The 14,005-nt window shown below is 49.4% G+C and carries 13 protein-coding genes; 8 read left to right on the forward strand and 5 right to left on the reverse strand.

What is annotated here, in order from left to right; genetic code table 11:
- The first annotated feature begins 218 nt into the window (after positions 1–218).
- From petA to V7P87_RS02445, 5 genes are all read left to right on the forward strand, one after another.
- Entirely contained in the window at positions 219–809 is a 591-nt protein-coding gene (gene petA, locus V7P87_RS02425) for a ubiquinol-cytochrome c reductase iron-sulfur subunit (protein ID WP_333796008.1), read from the forward strand.
- Positions 809–2,083 (forward strand): cytochrome b, encoded by a 1,275-nt coding sequence (locus V7P87_RS02430; protein WP_333796009.1) that lies wholly within the window; start codon positions 809–811, stop codon positions 2,081–2,083. The genes petA and V7P87_RS02430 overlap by 1 nt, the downstream gene beginning before the upstream one ends.
- Positions 2,083–2,823: a cytochrome c1 gene (locus V7P87_RS02435; protein WP_333796010.1), complete on the forward strand. Its 741-nt coding sequence runs from the start codon at positions 2,083–2,085 to the stop codon at positions 2,821–2,823. The genes V7P87_RS02430 and V7P87_RS02435 overlap by 1 nt, the downstream gene beginning before the upstream one ends.
- A 67-nt stretch (positions 2,824–2,890) precedes the next feature.
- The gene (gene sspA / locus V7P87_RS02440; RefSeq protein ID WP_333796011.1) at positions 2,891–3,529 is read left to right on the forward strand and encodes a stringent starvation protein SspA; all 639 of its coding nucleotides are present in this window, start codon (positions 2,891–2,893) and stop codon (positions 3,527–3,529) included.
- 19 nt (positions 3,530–3,548) lie between these two features.
- Positions 3,549–3,992: a ClpXP protease specificity-enhancing factor gene (locus V7P87_RS02445; RefSeq protein ID WP_442967917.1), complete on the forward strand. Its 444-nt coding sequence runs from the start codon at positions 3,549–3,551 to the stop codon at positions 3,990–3,992.
- 65 nt (positions 3,993–4,057) lie between these two features.
- On the opposite strand, the gene ilvY is transcribed toward V7P87_RS02445, so the two are convergent.
- Positions 4,058–4,942: an HTH-type transcriptional activator IlvY gene (ilvY, locus tag V7P87_RS02450; protein ID WP_333796013.1), complete on the reverse strand. Its 885-nt coding sequence runs from the start codon at positions 4,940–4,942 to the stop codon at positions 4,058–4,060.
- A 184-nt stretch (positions 4,943–5,126) separates the two neighbouring features.
- Here ilvY and ilvC point away from each other — a divergent pair, with 184 nt between their 5' ends.
- Positions 5,127–6,608: a ketol-acid reductoisomerase gene (gene ilvC, locus V7P87_RS02455; RefSeq protein WP_333796014.1), complete on the forward strand. Its 1,482-nt coding sequence runs from the start codon at positions 5,127–5,129 to the stop codon at positions 6,606–6,608.
- 159 nt (positions 6,609–6,767) lie between these two features.
- Positions 6,768–7,199: a methylglyoxal synthase gene (locus V7P87_RS02460; protein WP_333796015.1), complete on the forward strand. Its 432-nt coding sequence runs from the start codon at positions 6,768–6,770 to the stop codon at positions 7,197–7,199.
- 10 nt (positions 7,200–7,209) lie between these two features.
- On the opposite strand, the gene V7P87_RS02465 is transcribed toward V7P87_RS02460, so the two are convergent.
- From V7P87_RS02465 to V7P87_RS02480, 4 genes are all read right to left on the reverse strand, one after another.
- Entirely contained in the window at positions 7,210–8,244 is a 1,035-nt protein-coding gene (locus tag V7P87_RS02465) for a M48 family metallopeptidase (protein ID WP_333796016.1), read from the reverse strand.
- On the reverse strand, positions 8,244–9,305 hold the full coding sequence (locus V7P87_RS02470) for a YjgN family protein (protein ID WP_333796017.1): 1,062 nt from the start codon (positions 9,303–9,305) through the stop codon (positions 8,244–8,246). The genes V7P87_RS02465 and V7P87_RS02470 overlap by 1 nt, the downstream gene beginning before the upstream one ends.
- A 75-nt stretch (positions 9,306–9,380) precedes the next feature.
- Entirely contained in the window at positions 9,381–10,583 is a 1,203-nt protein-coding gene (gene zapE / locus V7P87_RS02475; protein WP_333796018.1) for a cell division protein ZapE, read from the reverse strand.
- A 139-nt stretch (positions 10,584–10,722) separates the two neighbouring features.
- Positions 10,723–12,759 (reverse strand): S9 family peptidase, encoded by a 2,037-nt coding sequence (locus tag V7P87_RS02480; protein WP_333796019.1) that lies wholly within the window; start codon positions 12,757–12,759, stop codon positions 10,723–10,725.
- 230 nt (positions 12,760–12,989) lie between these two features.
- On the opposite strand from V7P87_RS02480, the gene V7P87_RS02485 reads away from it, so the two are divergent.
- Entirely contained in the window at positions 12,990–13,991 is a 1,002-nt protein-coding gene (locus V7P87_RS02485; RefSeq protein WP_333796020.1) for a Fe(3+) ABC transporter substrate-binding protein, read from the forward strand.
- The last annotated feature ends 14 nt before the right edge of the window (positions 13,992–14,005 follow it).

Consider the following 14,005-nt stretch of genomic DNA (forward strand, 5'->3'; position numbering starts at 1 on the left):
TACTTTTTTGTAAAAAGGCCGATGGCGTTTACGAACCTTGTGCCGGATCAAACAAAAGCGAAAAAAATAGTTCTGGTGGAGCCAAGAGATTCAGCCTAAATCCTTGTATCAGGCAGGGCTTTTCATTATGATCCGCCGTATTTTTCAACTTATAATAATCGCTGAAATTCAGCCGCTTAAATCGTGCAAAATTTAAGCGTTAACGTGGAGATGAGTGGATGAGCAATGCGCCAGTCGATCATGGTCGCCGTCGCTTCCTCACTATCGCAACCTCAGTGGTAGGTGGCGTTGGTGCAGTTGGAGCAGCCGTTCCCTTTATTGCGTCCTGGAACCCGAGTGAAAAAGCCAAACAAGCTGGTGCTGCTGTTACAGCAAACATCGGCAAACTCGAGCCAGGTCAGTTAATTCGGGTGGAATGGCGCGGTAAACCGGTTTGGGTTGTAAAACGTACACCGGAAATGCTGGAAACCTTAACCAAGGTTGAAGGCCAGTTAAGAGACCCTGCTTCAGAAGATGAACAACAACCGGCTTATGCCAAAAACCAGCATCGCTCGAAAAAACCTGAAATTTTTGTCGCTGTTGGTATCTGTACCCACTTAGGTTGTTCTCCAACTTATAAAATGAGTGACTTCGACGCTCATGTTGAAGGTATCGCATCTGGTTTCTTCTGTCCTTGCCATGGTTCAACCTATGATATGGCGGGTCGGGTGTTCTCCGGTGTTCCGGCACCAAAAAACCTGATGATCCCACCATATATGTTCACTGATGACACTACACTGCTCATCGGTGCTGACGAGGGGACTGCCTGATGTTTAAAAATTTCATGAACTGGATCGAATACCGTATGCCATTTATGGAGAAAATGAATCTCCATGTGATGCAGTATCCGGCGCCAAAAAACTTTAACTTCTGGTACTTCTTTGGCTCACTGGCCATGTTAGTGCTGGTGAATCAGATCCTGACCGGTATCTGGTTAACAATGAACTTCGAACCTTCAGCTGAACGTGCTTTTGCTTCAGTTGAATACATTATGCGTGACGTCGACTACGGTTGGCTGTTGCGTTATATGCACTCCACTGGTGCTTCGGCATTCTTTGTGGTGGTTTACCTGCACATGCTGCGTGGCATGATGTACGGCTCTTATCAGAAACCACGGGAACTGCTGTGGATCTTCGGTATGCTGATTTTCCTGGTGTTAATGGCTGAAGCCTTTATGGGTTATTTGCTGCCATGGGGTCAGATGTCGTTCTGGGGTGCTCAGGTAATTATCTCTATCTTCGGTGTTATTCCTGGGATCGGTGATGATTTAACGCTGTGGATCCGTGGTGACTACGTGATTTCAGGTGCAACCTTAAACCGTTTCTTTGCGCTGCATGTAATCGCTTTACCATTGGTGTTAGTAATTCTGGTATTCCTGCACATTATTGCGCTGCATGAAGTGGGTTCAAACAACCCTGATGGTATCGATGTAAAACGTCCAAATGACGGCACTAAAATCGATAACAACGTGTCAGACAAGTTTACTTTCCACGAATATTTCACCAAAGGTGGCAAAAAAATTATCGTTGACGCTATTCCTTTCCACCCGTATTACACGGTGAAGGATATCGTTGGTGTGGTGGGTTTCCTGCTGGTGTTCTGTGCTGTGATTTTCTTTGCTCCTGAAGGTGGTGGTTATTTCCTGGAAGCTCCGAACTTTGAACCGGCAAACCCGATGAAAACACCGGATCACATAGCTCCTGTGTGGTACTTCACACCTTTCTACGCCATCCTGCGTGCAGTTCCTGATCAGCTGTTTGGTGCCATTTTTATGTTCCTGGCCATTATCTTCCTGGCGCTGTTGCCATGGTTAGATCGTTGCCCTGTGCGTTCAGTGCGCTACCGCAGCAATCTGCACAAATGGAACCTGGTGAATTTCTGCGTTAGTTTCGTCGTGTTAGGTGTGTTAGGTGTACTGCCTGCTACACCAACTTATACGCTGATTGCACAAATCGCTTCGTTTACTTATTTTGCGTTCTTCGGTTTGCTGTGGTTATACAGTAAAAACGAAAAAACCAAGCCACTGCCTGTGAGGTTATCATAATGCTGAAACAGTTATTGTCAGTACTGGCACTGGTTGCATCATCTGCTGCGTTTGCAGCAGGTGGTCCTGCTGTTCACCTGGACAAAGCGCCTATTGACCTGCATGACAAAGAGTCGCTGCAACGTGGTGCCAAGATGTTCCAGAACTACTGTCTGGGTTGTCACCAGATGGAGTATCAGCGTTACTCACGTACTTTCCGCGATCTGGGTATTCCGGATGAAGTAGGTATGCAGGAGCTGGCTTTTACCGCAAATAAAGTCGGTGACTACATTAAAAACGCGGCGCCAAAGGCTGATCTGGCCAAATGGTTTGGTGCGCCACCACCGGATTTAACCAACGTTGCCCGGGTTCGTGGTCCGGACTGGCTGTACACTTATTTACGTTCGTTTTATGCCGATCCAACACGTCCATTTGGTGTAAACAATGACGTGTTCCCGCTCGTGGGTATGCCTCATGTGCTGCAAGAGTTGCAGGGTGTGCCTTATAAAAAGCATGAAACCCGTCTGGTGGATGGTGTATCTAAAGATGTTTACGTTGGTATTGTCACCGACGGTACAGGTGAGCTGAGCACAGAAGAATACGACCGTGCAGTGGCCGATCTGGTGAACTATCTGGAATACACCGGTGAACCTTCCAAACTGGAATCTCATAGCCTCGGTATTAAAGTGATGATCTTCCTACTGATTTTCTTCGTGCTGGCGTTCTTGCTGAAGAAAGAGTACTGGAAAGACGTTCACTGAGTCAGTCAAGCTGACAAATAAGGGGCCTGGTGGCCCCTTTGCCGTTTTAAATTTACCGGAGGAATTCATGGCGATACCTGCCAACAGGCGCGCGGCGATGACGTTGTTTGCATCAGCCAACGACATGTACAGCCATCAGGTCAGAATGGTGCTGGCCGAAAAAGGTGTCAGTGCTGACATTTTGCTGGTCAGTCGCGATAACCTGCCGGAAGATGTGTATGAAGTGAATCCTTACGGTTCGCTGCCCACTTTGCTCGATCGCGATTTAGCCTTGTATCAGGCCGATATCATCATGGAATACCTCGATGAACGTTTTCCGCATCCGCCTTTATTACCGGTATACCCGGTGGAGCGCGGTAAAACCCGGCTGATGATGTATCGTATCAAACACGACTGGTACGGTATGGCGGAGAAAATTCTGCAAGACAGCGAAGATGCAGCTGAAGCAAGGCGTGATTTACGGGAAAGCCTGTTATCCATAGCGCCGCTGTTTCAGGAAACCCCTTATTTTATGAGCGAAGAATACAGTCTGCTGGACTGTTATATGTCGGCTTTATTGTGGCGTCTGCCATTATTGGGCATTGAGTTATCAGGCAACGGCGCCAAAGCATTAAAAAACTACATGAACCGTTTGTTTGAGCGTGATGCTTTCCAGCAGTCGCTGACTGAAGCTGAACGCGAGATCCGCCGTAACAGCCAATATTGAGAATCCAATAGTGATGAAAATGACCCCAAACCGTCCTTATTTACTGCGTGCTTTTTACGAGTGGATAGTGGACAACAATCTGACCCCTTATCTGGTGGTGGATGCCACAGTACCTGGGGTGAAAGTGCCATTACAGCATGTGCAAAATGGCCAGATAGTGCTGAATATCAATCCGTCAGCTGTGGGTAATCTATTGCTTGGCAATGACGCTGTTACTTTTAATGCCCGCTTTGGCGGCAGTCCTTTTGCACTTTATATTCCGCAGCGTGCAGTGCTGGCCATTTATGCCCGCGAAAACGGCGCCGGTACCATGTTTACGCCGGAAGAAGATGAAGACGATATACTGGCCGAAGAACTGTTGGACGAAGAAGCTGAATTGATCAGTAGCCATACTGATGCACCAGAGCCTGATGATCCGGGCAATAAACCAAAACGCCCTTCTCATCTACGGGTGATTAAATAAGGCAGTGTTCTGCTGTAATAGATAAAAACCGGCTAATGGCCGGTTTCTGCTTTCAGGGACAGTCTTTATTTACGCTCGGCAGCAATTTGCCAGAAAGCCCGCATTAGGGGTTCATGGAGTCTTTTTGATTGCATACAAATCCCCAAATCAAAAGGCTCAAACTGATAATCCAAAGCCACAGTGCGAACCCGCTCCCGCACCGGGCTATGTTGCACCACAGGTTCAGGCACCACAGCCACACCGGTGCCAAGCGCCACCATACTCACCATAGCTTCATGACCATCTACTTTGGCCACCATATTGGGGCTGAAATTTTCCGCTTTTAACCACTGTTCCAGCCTGCTGCGTGCCGGGCCATGCTCGGGCACTATCATCGGAATGTCTTGCCAGCGAATAGGTGCTTCGTTTAATAAATCATTCACTTTGCACGGCACCACAGGGGCAATCAGCTGCAACGGCAGTTTGGCGATGCTGGTAAACGCCATATTCAGCGGCAAATTGGGCGGATACACCGCCAGTGCGACATCTGCTTCGTCGTTTTTTACCTTGTCCAGCGCCACAGCAGCATCGCCTGTGGTCAGCTGAATTTCTGCCCTTGGGCATAACAGCCGGAATTTATCCAGAATATCGGGCAAATGGCTATAACTTGCGGTCACAGTACAAAACAATCGCAGTTGCCCTTGTAACTCATTGCTGGTTAAAGATAAATCCACCTGAAGCTGATGCCAGTCTTCCAGATACTTTTTCACAAACTGCTGAAAACGTACACCAGCTGGCGTGAGGCGCACCGATCTGTTGTCGCGGCTAAACAGCTGCACGCCTAAATCATCTTCCAGCCGTTGAATAATGCGGGTCAGGGTAGAGGGGCTGACATACAGCTGCTCGCTGGTTTTGCTGAAATTCAGGCTGCTGGCCAGATGCTGAAAAAGTTGGGCGCTGCGAAGGTCCATGTCAAAACCACCTGTATTGCAAAAAGTGAAATATTGTATTGAGAATATATCACTTCACGCAATGAGTTGGCTGGATTATTGTGGCTTTATCAAAACGGCACAACAAAGGGTTGTGCTGTTCTGCCACAAAGTGCAGGGGCTCAGGCTCATGTTTGGCAAATAAGCAAATTCAGGTACAAAGATTATGGCTAATTATTTCAACACGCTGAACTTACGCCAGCAGTTAAAGCAGCTGGGCAAATGCCGTTTTATGCAAAAAGAAGAATTTGCCGACGGTTGTAACTTACTCAAAGGTTGGAAAATTGTCATAGTCGGTTGTGGTGCTCAGGGGTTAAACCAGGGTTTAAACATGCGTGACTCTGGCCTGGATATTTCTTATGCCCTGCGTGCTGATGCCATTACACAAAAACGTAAATCTTTTGTGCAGGCCAGTGAAAACGGTTTTGTGGTAGGCACTTACGAAGAGTTAATACCAACGGCAGATTTGGTCTTAAACCTGACGCCGGATAAACAGCACACTTCAGTGGTAAAAGCCGTCATGCCTTTAATGAAGCAAGGTGCAACTCTGGCTTATTCACACGGTTTTAATATCGTCGAAGAAGGCAATCAGATCCGCAAGGACATTACCGTTATTATGGTGGCGCCAAAATGCCCGGGTACTGAAGTGCGGGAAGAATACAAACGTGGTTTTGGTGTACCGACCTTAATTGCGGTGCATCCGGAAAACGATCCAAAAGGCCAGGGTTTGGCGATTGCCAAAGCTTATGCCTCTGCCACAGGTGGCGACCGTGCCGGCGTATTAGAGTCAAGCTTTGTGGCGGAAGTGAAGTCCGATTTGATGGGTGAACAAACCATTTTATGTGGCATGTTACAAACCGGTGCCATTCTGGCCTACGACAAACTGGTGGCTGATGGTTACGACGCCGGTTTTGCCGCCAAGCTGATTCAGTACGGCTGGGAAACTATTACCGAAGCGCTGAAACATGGTGGTATCACCAACATGATGGATCGGCTGTCGAACCCGGCAAAAATTAAAGCTTATGATTTGGCAGAGCAATTAAAAGGCATTTTACAGCCGCTGTTTGCCAAACATATGGACGATATTATTTCCGGCAAGTTTTCTGAAACCATGATGGCCGACTGGGCCAATGACGACAAACAATTGCTGGGCTGGCGTGAAGAAACCCGTCAGAGTGGTTTTGAAAATGCGCCTGTGAGCGCAGAACATATTAACGAACAGGATTATTTTGACCGTGCCATTTTGTTAGTGGCTATGGTTAAAGCAGGGGTTGAACTGGCCTTTGATACCATGGTGGAAGCCGGTATTGTTGAAGAATCCGCTTATTACGAGTCGCTGCATGAAACGCCGCTCATCGCCAATACCATTGCCCGCAAGCGGTTGTATGAAATGAACGTGGTGATCAGCGACACCGCCGAATACGGCAACTACCTTTTTGCCAATGCCGCTGTACCTATGCTGCGCGAGCTGGTGAACAATATCAGCCCTGAATTGCTGGGCAAAGGGGTAAACCCGGCCAATAACGGCGTGGATAATATCCGGCTGATTGAAGTGAACGAAGCCATTCGTCAGCATCCGGTGGAAATTGTGGGTAAAAAATTACGTGGTTACATGACAGCGATGAAACGCATTGTGGTGAGCCAATAACTGAGTTTTACGTGGACCTTGGTTGTTTGCCCGGCTTTTTGCCGGGCTTTTTTTTGCCTGAATACCAGGCTTAGTTCCATACTGGCTGCAGCTACAACATAAAACACAATGCCTTTTGGCTTTGAGCGACAACACAGTTTTTGACAACAGGAGACAACAATGAAATCTATTGCGCTGGTGGCACACGACGGTAAAAAAGCCGAACTTCTGGCCTGGGTGCAACAGCATGCAGCTTTTTTTCAGCAAAAGCAGCTGTATGCCACCGGCACTACAGGGCAGTTGTTACAGCAACAGCTGCAACTGCCGGTGCATTGCCTGGCCAGTGGCCCTTTAGGCGGTGATCAACAAATAGGCGCATTAATCGCAGAGCAAAAAATCGACTGGCTGGTGTTTTTCTGGGATCCGCTCAGTTCACAACCGCACGACCCTGATGTCAAAGCGCTGATCCGGCTGGCGGTGGTGTGGAATATCCCGGTGGCCTGCAATAGCGCCACCGCAGATTATATTGTCAGTTCCAGCTTGTTCAGTCAGGATTACCAGGCGGCAAAACCGGATTTTTCTTCACACCTGAACAGATTCAGCCGAAACTGAAAACCGGATCTTATCTCGGGGTTGGAGTGGCAGCGGGCTGATTTTTTGTTTGTTCAATCCGCTCACGGCTGGACGGATGCGAGCTGAAATAACGGGTCCATTGTTCCATGCTGGCGGAGTCCTGTTGCTGGCTGATGGCCTCAATGGCATCGGCAAAAGCACTGCTGTTTTTACCAAGAACTACTAAAGCGCGGGTGGCAAATAAGTCGGCTTCAGATTCCATATCACGGGAAAAAGCGGCCTGCATTAAGCTACTGCCGCTGCCGAGCAATACTTCGCTTAACACTTCCAGATCGCTGAAAATCAGTGCCAACAGCATAGTGGTGGCAGTTGATTGTGCCAGCAGCTGTAAACCATGCTGATGTTGCACATGACCTGCTTCATGCAGCAGCACAGCGAGCAGTGCATCGGGTTTATCGGCCAGCAAAGTCACCAGCTCGTCGGTGACGACGATAGTGCCGCCCGGTAAGGCAAAAGCGTTGGCGCCCATGCCTTTGGCCAGCCGGAACTGGATATCGGGTGTAAATATCAGCGGCTCTGGTAACTGCGCTATTGCCAAGAGCCATTGTTGCCTTAATTGTTGTTGCTGCGCCTGTGGCAAAGCCGAATTATCCAGCAGGGTGTTATCCAGAATTTGCATACTTTGCCGGTCTATGGTGAGACTGACGGATTTGGGCAAATAAGGCACCAAAGCTTTGGCAAAACCCGGTAAACCGCTGCTTGCCAGCCACCATAACAACAAAGGCACCAGCAGCACCGACAAGCCAATCGCCACTTTATGTTGCTCCAGCCGGGTGGCAAGACTGGCTTTTCCATCCAGACTCAGGCGTAAGCTCACATCATCGGGCACAAAATAACTGCCATCGTCAAAGTGCAGCTCAGTGGCAAGGCCCGGTAAATCAAGGCCGGTGCTAAAGTTGCTACCTTGCCATAGCACTTCACCTTCAGAGCTGCGAACAATCAGCTGCTGATGCTGCCGTTGTAACAGCGCTGCGCAGCAGTTGCTGCGCCCGGCAAAATAATAGGTGCCGCTGTAACTTTGCATCAGGTTAATGAAAAATCAGCGTCGTACAAGTCGGCGGCATCTTCGGCAAAAGCAGAAGACTCTTTAGCCAGCTTGTCGCGCATCGGCTCAAGTCCAGGTTGTACTGTAACCTCGGTATATTCTGCCAATAACCGGCTCATCCGCACCATGGCCCATGGCAGTGCCAAACCTAAAGTGCAGATAATGGCCAGCATATTGCTCAGTTGCACCGCAAATAAAGTGAGGACTGGTAAATCTGACTTAAAACTAACCAGCTCAGGTAATGTGGTGTTGTTGAATAAATGGTTACGGATCAGCGCTTTATATACAGCGCCAGCCAAAGTCAGTATCACAAAATAACCAAAAAATACCGGTGCCATCAATAAGGGTGAAGGTTCAGCAGTGTTAAACAGCGGGCCAACGGCGGCAATCACACCTACACCCACCAGCAGCAGGCTGATAGCAACAATAACTGCGCCCAGCGTAGCTTTGTAATAAGCCGAAGTTTCGGTCTGCACCTGCAGCTGCTTACCGCCATAACTGATGTTTTGGTACACAAACTGATCAAGCTTTTTAATGGCCCAGGGCATGGCCAGATATAAGGTAAATACCGACACAAAAGGTAATAACAAAAAATAGATAAAAGCGTCGCCATAACTGCCATGAAAACCAAAACGCACATTGCGGTAACTGGTCATGCGCAGGTTAAAACGAATACCTTGCACCATCAGCCAGGGCAGAATAAACAGCAGTGCAAAACTAAAAAGCACCGCCAGAAAAGGCACCACTGTGGTTACAAAAGAAATAGCGATAAAAACCGCAACTGCCAGCAAGCGGCCTTTTAAAATTTGTATTGGGGTAGCGAGGTAACGGAAGTTATGTCCATCCACTTTGGTGTGGCCATAAAAATACTGTTTATTGCGCACCTTAGCCCAGGCGCTGTAGATGCCAAGGGTGACAATGGTCAGCAGCACATTGACTATCCAGATGCCGAAATATTCACCGGCCTGACCGCTAAAACTGACTCTGCTGCGACGTGCCGCTGGTTGCGGCGCAGTTTGAGTGGAGATTGATGTTTCCATAGCACTTTCCTTGTTAATGGTTGTATCCAAAAGTAAAAAATTAGTGTATCCCCGCCACCTTGCTTTTGTCGAGCCTCAGATGTCTTGGCGTGCCTGTTTTTGGCTGATCACGACCGACGATAAAACGACAGCAGTCGCCGGCACAGGCAGCTGTTGCTGTTCACCTGAAGCTCCTGTAGCTGGGGCGGGGGTTAACAGCTGGTGGACAGGCCAGCTTTGCATTTCGTAAATCCTTGAAATACAACGCTCGAAAGCGAACTTCAGCTGACTGGCCTGATATAACTCAGTCACAGCTACTTCGCTGGTCAGCAGCAACAAACAGCCTTTGTCGTAACATTCATCCACTAACGCAATAAATCGCCGGGCTTCATTGTCGAGTTTGCTGACAAACACAGTGCTGTGCTCACGCTGATAATTTTCTTCCACCCCATGCAAAATGGCAGTGTCCGACACCTGATGAAACTGCGGAATATCCGCCACTGCAATCAGGCGAAACTGTGCTGCCAGCGCCATATAATCGAGCTGACTGCGTGGCCCTGAGCATAACGCCATAAAATCAAAACCAATAGCGTGCTGGTTGCGCCAGAGTGTTGGGATTTGCCGTTGCAGGACCTCAAGTTGTGAACAAGGTTGCAGCGGCCCAGCTAATTCTGTGGTGATATTTTTCAGCCAGTCCGGGTTTTGCCCTACACCAAAATAACAAAAATCGCTGTGGCCAAGCCTGCGATAATCCAGCCCGTTATCCAGTGCAAGCAGCTGACAATGCTGCTGCAATAAAGCTATGGTGGGTAAAAACCTGCTGCGTTGCAGGCCATTGGCATAAAGTTGCTGCGGCGCACAATTTGAGGTGGTCACCAGCACCACACCCAGCTGAAACAGCTCTTGCCACAAGGTGCCAAGCAACATGGCATCGCCAATGTCGCTGACAAAAAATTCATCAAAACACAAAAGTTGGTATTGATGGGCCCAGCACCCGGCTATCTGCCGCAGCGGATTGGCGCTGCCGCTCAGTGCATGTAATTCCTGATGCACCCGCGCCATAAAGTGGTGGAAATGCAGCCGGACCTTGCGTTTGACCGGCAAATACGCAAAAAAGCTGTCCATCAGCATGGTTTTGCCACGCCCGACCGGGCCATATATATACAAGCCCTTTGTGGGTTGGCCGGCGCTGAGTTGATCGGCCAGCTGCTGCAGCTGTTGCAGGCAGTGCCACTGTATTTGATCAAACTGCAACTGGCCCTGTTCTACCTGCTGTTGATACTGCTTAAGCATGTTCATCTGTTATGGCCTGAGGGTGCAATGGTGCCAGCCCTGTGTTCTGCATCAGTTTGAAAAAAAGGCCGCTACGATAGCGGCCTTTGCAGGATGCGGCAAGTTGCCGGTGAATAAGAGATCAGCTGTGTGACCAACCTGAGTGCTAGGCGCTGGGGCCTTTGCCGATATAACGCTCCAGCCAGTTCAGCACCTCGCTGTACCAAAATACTGAGTTATTGGGTTTTAAAATCCAGTGGTTTTCATTGGGGAAATACACCAGCCGTGCATCCACACCTTTGCCTTTGAGGACACCATAAACTTCCAGCCCCTGATTTACCGGCACGCGGTAATCCTGCTCGCCGTGGATCACCAGCATGGGCGTTTTAAAGTTTTCGGCGTACATGGCCGGGCTTGCTTTTAATACATTTTCCTTTTTATCCCAGGGCGAACCGGCGTAAGCATGCACCCGGTGAATAGTGCTGTCAGAGGCAAACTGCGCCATCAGATCGTAGACTCCGGCGTGATTCACCAGCGCTTTGTATTTGCTGCTATGGCCGGCAATCCAGCTCACCAGATAACCGCCGTAGCTGCCCCCAGCTGCGGCAATACGGCTTTCATCGATATAACCGCGTGACACCAGGTGATCAATGGCGGCTTCGGAGTCAAAAAATGGTTTAGTGGCATGGTCACCATGAATGGCCTCGGCAAAAGCCTGGCCAAAACTGGTGGAGCCATGGAAGTTCGGCATGATAGTGACATAACCTGCAGCGGCAAATACCTGCGGGTTCCAGCGGTAGTTAAAGTTGTCACCAAAATAACTGTGTGGCCCACCATGCAATAAACTCAGCAGCGGCCAGCGTTTTTTCGGGTCAAAGTTGGGCGGAAACACCACAAACATCTGTATGGCTTTGCCGTCGCTGCCTGCAAAAGACATTTCTTCCACTTTGCCAAACTGGGTGTTTTGCTGTTGCTGATGATTAAACTGACTGATTTGTTTTAAGGTGCGGTTTTTATTGTCCAGATAAAAAATTTCCGGCAGCTGGCTAATGCCATGTTGTACCAGCACAAACTGTTGTGGCCCTGCTACCTGGAACTGCTCATTGCTGGCCTGACGTAACACCTGTTTCACAGCGCCGCCCTGCACCGGAATAGAAAACACCGACTCACGCGCTTTGTCAGCGGCGATAAAATACAACATGGTGCTGTCTTTAGAAAAATACCAGCTGGACGGGGACAAATCGACATTGGCGGCCATAGCGGTGGCTGTTTTACTGGCCAGATTAAAGTTCATCAGTTTGACATTGTCTTCAGTAAAATCCAGCCGGCTTTGTGCGCCATACACCAGAGTTTTACCGTCCGGGCTAAAGACCGGATTGCCGTCACTGGCTTTGTTGGCTTCGGTAATATTGGTAAATTTGCCGCTGCCGTCGGTAGCAAGCAGCAGGATATCGTGGTTCAGCTCGTTGTAGGGCGGGGCACTGGTAATGGTGCTGACAGCAATGGTTTTGCCGTCCGGCGACAGATCAAATTCAGGCGCACCGTTTAAATTCATCAGCTTTTTCCAGCCCGGCGTTAAATGGCGGATTTTGCCACTGTCGACATCTACGGCAAAAAAGTGCGGGTAACTGTCGTCGGTCAGCCAGTGATCCCAAAAGCGGTAGACCCGGTTTTCTGTCACTTTGGCACTGACTTTATTGTCTTTTTCCGCTTTTTTGGCGGCCGCTAATTTCTGAAAATCCCCGTCAAAACCGGCCGGCACCTCAGCAACAAACAAAATTTCTTTGCCATCCGGCAGCCAGACCGGGGACGATACTGCCACCGGCAGTTCAGTGATATTTTTGGCTTCACCGCCAAACACCGGCATCACAAAAAGTTGATTCTGCGCATGACCACGTTTTGAGACAAATGCAATACTGCGACCATCCGGGCTCCAGGCGGGCTGAGTGTCGTTATCCGGGTGCTGGGTTAAAGGCGTGGTTTTACCGCCGGGCAGTTCAATCAGCTGCAAATCGGCATTGCCTTTGTCAGATTTTAAGTTGTACCTCGTCAGGCTAAATACAGCGCGGCGGCCATCCGGCGACACTGTTAAACCGGCCGGCCGCGCTACCTGCCAGACAGCTTCGGCACTCAGAGGCTGTGCTTCGGCCAGCGCAAAACCGGAAAAAAGAGCTAACAAACTGATTGAAAAGGCTAATTTCATAAAATTGCTTCCAGTACTGAAGATGGCCCTAAGCATAGGGCATGGCTTGTACAACTGGCAACCAGGCTGTTCAGGGCCGGGGTTTAATCACCAGCCTGCTGCGACGAAGTTTTTGAGAACTGTTCTCGTTTTTGTTTATACTAGCGCTCGTTTAACACGCCGCTGCAGCCATAGGGCAACTGCAGCAGCTGTCAGGTGTTTTCACCAGTCAATTGCAGAAGGAACAACGGATGAAGCGTCAGTTCATGGTGTTATTGTTTTCCAGTGTCGCAGCTTTTGTGCAGGCGGCCGAAGTGAATGTGTATTCAGCGAGACAAGAAGAGCTGATCAAACCTGTGCTGGATAAATTCAGCGCCGACACCGGTATTAAAGTGAACCTGATTACCGGCAAACCTGACGAGCTGATTAGCCGGATGGCCAGCGAAGGCCGCAACAGCCCGGCTGATGTGTTGATCAGCACTGATGTTGGCCGTTTATACCGTGCCCAGACTCAGGGTTTGTTACAGCCGGTGCAGTCTGAGCTGTTAACAAAAGCCATTCCGGCGCATTTACGCGACCCACAGCAACACTGGTTTGGCTTAACCTTGCGCGCCCGCCCGGTGATTTATGTGCCAGGTAAAGTGGATCCGGCCCGCATTAATACCATCGAAGATCTGACCAAAGCTGAATTTAAAGGCCGGATTTGTATCCGCTCCTCCGACAATATTTATAACCAGTCGATGCTGGCGGCGATGATTGCAAGTGTCGGCGAAGCCAAAACGCTGGAATTTGCCAAAGGTTTAGTGGCCAATTTTGCCCAGCCACCAACAGGCGGTGACCGCGACCAGATCAAAGCGGCCGCTGCCGGTGTCTGTGACATTGCCATTGCCAATACTTATTACCTGGCCGGCATGTTTGATGATGCCAAAGACGCAGCAGCTGCCAAAGCAGTCAAAGTGTTATGGCCAAATCAGCAAGACCGGGGGGCCCATATCAATATCTCTGGCGCCGCTGTGGCCAAATATGCGCCGAACAAAGCAGCTGCCCAGCAACTGATTGAATATATGGTAAAACCTGAAGCGCAAAACTGGTACGCCAGCAAAAACCACGAATATCCGGTGCTGGCAGACGTTGCCTGGAGCCCGGTATTGCAGGGTTTTGGTACCTTTAAAGCGGAACAGTTGCCGCTGGTGAAACTGGGTGAGCTGAATGCCAAAGCTTTACAGCTGATGGATCAGGCCGGTTGGAAATAAGCCGGTTGAAAATA

The organism is Rheinheimera sp. (genome assembly GCF_036782235.1).
In the GTDB taxonomy this organism is placed as follows: Bacteria; Pseudomonadota; Gammaproteobacteria; order Enterobacterales; family Alteromonadaceae; genus Pararheinheimera.

What these genes read in the sequence shown, in the direction of transcription:
- petA (WP_333796008.1), top strand. Translation starts at nt 219, where the DNA reads ATGAGCAATGCGCCAGTCGATCATGGTCGCCGTCGCTTCCTCACTATC.
- V7P87_RS02430 (WP_333796009.1), top strand. Translation starts at nt 809, where the DNA reads ATGTTTAAAAATTTCATGAACTGGATCGAATACCGTATGCCATTTATG.
- V7P87_RS02435 (WP_333796010.1), top strand. Translation starts at nt 2,083, where the DNA reads ATGCTGAAACAGTTATTGTCAGTACTGGCACTGGTTGCATCATCTGCT.
- sspA (WP_333796011.1), top strand. Translation starts at nt 2,891, where the DNA reads ATGGCGATACCTGCCAACAGGCGCGCGGCGATGACGTTGTTTGCATCA.
- V7P87_RS02445 (WP_442967917.1), top strand. Translation starts at nt 3,549, where the DNA reads ATGACCCCAAACCGTCCTTATTTACTGCGTGCTTTTTACGAGTGGATA.
- ilvY (WP_333796013.1), bottom strand. Translation starts at nt 4,942, where the DNA reads ATGGACCTTCGCAGCGCCCAACTTTTTCAGCATCTGGCCAGCAGCCTG.
- ilvC (WP_333796014.1), top strand. Translation starts at nt 5,127, where the DNA reads ATGGCTAATTATTTCAACACGCTGAACTTACGCCAGCAGTTAAAGCAG.
- V7P87_RS02460 (WP_333796015.1), top strand. Translation starts at nt 6,768, where the DNA reads ATGAAATCTATTGCGCTGGTGGCACACGACGGTAAAAAAGCCGAACTT.
- V7P87_RS02465 (WP_333796016.1), bottom strand. Translation starts at nt 8,244, where the DNA reads ATGCAAAGTTACAGCGGCACCTATTATTTTGCCGGGCGCAGCAACTGC.
- V7P87_RS02470 (WP_333796017.1), bottom strand. Translation starts at nt 9,305, where the DNA reads ATGGAAACATCAATCTCCACTCAAACTGCGCCGCAACCAGCGGCACGT.
- zapE (WP_333796018.1), bottom strand. Translation starts at nt 10,583, where the DNA reads ATGAACATGCTTAAGCAGTATCAACAGCAGGTAGAACAGGGCCAGTTG.
- V7P87_RS02480 (WP_333796019.1), bottom strand. Translation starts at nt 12,759, where the DNA reads ATGAAATTAGCCTTTTCAATCAGTTTGTTAGCTCTTTTTTCCGGTTTT.
- V7P87_RS02485 (WP_333796020.1), top strand. Translation starts at nt 12,990, where the DNA reads ATGAAGCGTCAGTTCATGGTGTTATTGTTTTCCAGTGTCGCAGCTTTT.